This is a genomic window from Desulfosarcina sp. (assembly GCF_041551955.1).
Classification (GTDB): Bacteria; Desulfobacterota; Desulfobacteria; order Desulfobacterales; family Desulfosarcinaceae; genus Desulfosarcina.
The window spans coordinates 1-3267 of sequence record NZ_JBFELV010000523.1 but is presented as its reverse complement, the minus strand read 5'-3'; the positions used below and the strand labels follow the sequence as shown (position 1 = coordinate 3267).

Here is a 3267-nt window from a genome sequence, read left to right as displayed (position 1 = left end):
GGCTGATGCCATATTTATTTTTGCCAATGGCGTCCACCCGGATATGCGCGATATCGTCCATAACCATGGCGGGAAAATTCTGGGGGCCAACAACTGCGTCGAGGTTTTATGCCCTGAAAGTTATGATCGATTGGGGAAAAATCGTACAATGGTAATCATGCCCGGCTGGATCCGTTATTTTTCCCGCCAAATGGCGGCTGCGGGGTGGGATGAAGTGGACATCCGCCAACGATTGGGTCGTTTTGATCGATTTTTGTTGTTGGATACCGGGGTCAACCCTTTATCCGAAGAAGAAATCCTTGAGTTTTACGACCGAACTCAAGTGCCGGTTGAGATTCGAGAGATCGGCCTCGATCATTTTCGGGCAAAGCTGATGGAAGTGCTCCAATAACAGGTTGTATAATTTGTAGCGGTAAATGCTATGCGCTTTTGGAGAAACTAATAGTTGAAGGAGAATAGATGTCCATGATGAAAAAAAGAATAATCGCCTGCCAGGTTTTCGCCGATGAACTTCTCGCTGTTTTATCTGAAGTGCATCAAGATATCGATGTTACCTGGCTTGATGCCGGTCTGCACTGGAACCTGGATAAACTCGAAGCGACCTTGAAACAGGTTTTAGCGGATGCTGCGGCAGAAGGGGAAGATGTAAGATTTCTATTTGGCCATGGCTGCCACCCGGATATGTGCCAAATCGTCAACAACCATGGCGGGAAAATTCTTGCAGCCAAAAACTGTGTCGAAGCTTTCTGCGGTGACCGTATTGATGAATTGGAACAAAATCGCACCATGGTGATAACGCCGGGCTGGATCCGCGCTTCCTCCAACATGATGGCGGCGGCGGGTTATGATGAAGTGGACATTCGCCAAAATTTTGGTTTTTATGACCGATTTTTGTTGATGGATACCGGCGTCAACCCTCTGTCCGAGGAAGAGATACTTGAGTTTTACGACCTGGTGCAGGTACCGGTAGAAATTCAGGAAATCAGCCTCGATCATTTTCGGGCAAAGCTGGCTGAAATGCTTCGATAACGAGTTGCGTATATTTAATGGAACTATGAATATAAGGGGTATCAGTCATCTGAGCCGTTTGCGAATATTGTCATAAGATTTAATTGATTCAAGACAATACAGCCTTTTAAGTCGATACTCCCGCACGGATAACTTTATTGAGGAGACTTTTGATGAGTGCTGAAATATTGGGAATTTCTGGAAGTCCTGTAAAAAAACAGCAACACGGATCGGCTCGTCAAGAAGGTGCTGGATGAAAGCGGAGCAGAATCTGAATTTGTGAAACTCAGCACCATTAATGTCAGACCCTGCCTTGCCTGCTTTGGGTGTGCCCGGGATAACGTTTGTAAAAAGAAGGATGATTTTCCGGTACTTGCAGAAAAGATTAAAGCGGCAAAAGCCTTGGTTATTGGCGGATATATTCCCTATTCACCAATCGACGGGTTCACGAAGGCTCTTCTCGAAAGATTCTGGTCGTTCAGACACCAGAAAAACCTTTTAAAAGGCAAACTGGTTGCCTCCGTTCTGACCGGACTCCTGCCTGAAGCACTGGCCGCCGTCAATCAATCCTTGGCAGCAGAGATGAAGGAATATGAAAACATGGATCTCATCGGGCAGGTATCGATTCAAGGAAACATTGTCTGTGCGTTCTGCGGTATGGGGGATGTATGCGAGATGAGTGCATTCAATAGTGATATGATCGATCCTGATGTAAAGGCATCTGATGTTAAATATGCCAAGGTGGAGGATCAAAAAAAGGTCTGGGAAGAAGCCGTGCGAATTGGTCGTTTAATGGGTGAACGCTTAAAATAGACAAGTGGGACGATCCTTAAAATGGAAAATATATCAATATCAGAAAACCAGCTTGTACCATTGACCCAGGAGGCCCTGCGCCTTGGAGCAACTTCTGCCGCCATTATATTGTCCAAAGAGATTCAGGTGAAAGATAATTTGGCGGCATTATGCAACGGAGAATACATCTGCCCGAATTATGGTCTTGCCGCAAGCTGTTCACCCCATGTGGGCGGTCCGGCTGAATTTAGAAAGTGGCAGGCTCAGAGCGAACATTCCGTAACCGTTAAAATCGAATTGCCCACTTCCGTCATGTTTTCCGATGAACGCAAGGGTGTCATGCAGCTGCTTCATCAAATCGTAGCAGCAGTAGAGCAAAAAGCCATCGAAACCGGTTTTGGAAAATCAAAAGCGTTTGCCGGTGGGTCATGTAAAGAATTGTTTTGCGAGGATCATGAAAAATGCTGTGTCGTCGCAGAAAATAAACCTTGCCGCCATATGGATGTTGTTCGCCCGTCTATGTCAGGTTTTGGTATCGACGTGACACGATTGATGCTGTCTTCAGGATGGCCGGGCCAAAAAGCCGAAAATTCAAATTCGTCTGACAAAGACGCAACCAGCTGGGTGGCGGGCCTCATCTTGCTTGCCTGAAAATTTAAACGAAACAAAAAGATGATCCAATGAACTTCGCGATTTTAAAGACTACCATTTTGTCGATCCTTTTCATGGGCCTTGTCATCCTTTTGGCTGGCATTGCCTTGTTGTGCTGAAAGAATCAGGTTGCACCGCATATGCGGTATCTGCTGCCGCTTCCACCTATCGGCGTAGCGTCTTACGTCTTCGTCTACAACATGTTTTCCAAATATGGCGGCACCCGGCCCGGCTCTTTGGCCGATATCATCAAGGAGGTCGTTTTAGCGAGCGGCATCGCTTCCGTATCCTTTTCCATGTTTACGTTGATCCTGGTGTTTATGGTCAATTTGTCAAAAGATAAGTAAGATTCGATTTTTTCCAGCCGTGTAACAATTACTACAGACATATTCCTTTGTGGCTTCTATGGTGCAAGCTGATTCAGTTTCAAATCATCGTTTTCCCGGCAGAATCTTCAACTACAACAACACGGACCGCTAAAGGAAAGTTGTTTTCGAATACAGCGGCCTATTATTAATCGTAGTTTAAAAATGAGGAGGTACCATCATGAAGGTTTTAGTCACTTATTTCAGCCAGAGCGGAAACACAGAAAAAATTGCCAAAGCCATCTACGAGGAAGCATCCCAGGCGAATGAAGCAGATTGTAAAAAGCTTGAGGATATCACCCCCGAGAGTGTGGCTGGGTACGACGTCATTTTCCTTGGTTCGCCGTTGCACGCCGGCAGTCTGGCCGCACCGGTAAAAGCCCGTTTGGGCCAGCTTCAAGCGAGTTCCGGTCAAAAGATGGCTGGTTTTATCACCCACATGGCACCGGCC

General features: G+C 46.3%; 6 protein-coding genes. All 6 read left to right on the top strand.

Features of this window, described 5'->3' with window-relative positions:
- The coding region (locus tag ABYV26_RS23520; RefSeq protein WP_372683788.1) for a DUF1638 domain-containing protein at window positions 1–391 on the top strand (391 nt) is incomplete at its 5' end.
- A gap of 68 nt (window positions 392–459) precedes the next feature.
- The gene (locus ABYV26_RS23515) at window positions 460–1029 is read left to right on the top strand and encodes a DUF1638 domain-containing protein (RefSeq protein WP_372683787.1); all 570 of its coding nucleotides are present in this window, start codon (window positions 460–462) and stop codon (window positions 1027–1029) included.
- 225 nt (window positions 1030–1254) lie between these two features.
- Window positions 1255–1821 carry a flavodoxin family protein gene (locus tag ABYV26_RS23510; protein WP_372683786.1) on the top strand — a complete coding sequence of 189 codons (567 nt, stop codon included), beginning with the start codon at window positions 1255–1257 and terminating at the stop codon, window positions 1819–1821.
- A gap of 21 nt (window positions 1822–1842) precedes the next feature.
- The gene (locus ABYV26_RS23505; protein ID WP_372683785.1) at window positions 1843–2451 is read left to right on the top strand and encodes a DUF2284 domain-containing protein; all 609 of its coding nucleotides are present in this window, start codon (window positions 1843–1845) and stop codon (window positions 2449–2451) included.
- Window positions 2452–2591: 140 nt separating this feature from the next.
- Complete coding sequence (locus ABYV26_RS23500) at window positions 2592–2798, top strand: hypothetical protein (RefSeq protein ID WP_372683784.1); 207 nt, start codon at window positions 2592–2594, stop codon at window positions 2796–2798.
- Window positions 2799–2997: 199 nt separating this feature from the next.
- Window positions 2998–3267 (top strand): flavodoxin family protein (locus ABYV26_RS23495; protein ID WP_372683783.1); only part of this gene is annotated, 270 nt, incomplete at its 3' end.

Excerpts from the sequence above, each read along its gene's own strand:
- ABYV26_RS23515 (WP_372683787.1), top strand. The coding sequence starts at position 460 with ATGTCCATGATGAAAAAAAGAATAATCGCCTGCCAGGTTTTCGCCGAT.
- ABYV26_RS23505 (WP_372683785.1), top strand. The coding sequence starts at position 1,843 with ATGGAAAATATATCAATATCAGAAAACCAGCTTGTACCATTGACCCAG.
- ABYV26_RS23500 (WP_372683784.1), top strand. The coding sequence starts at position 2,592 with ATGCGGTATCTGCTGCCGCTTCCACCTATCGGCGTAGCGTCTTACGTC.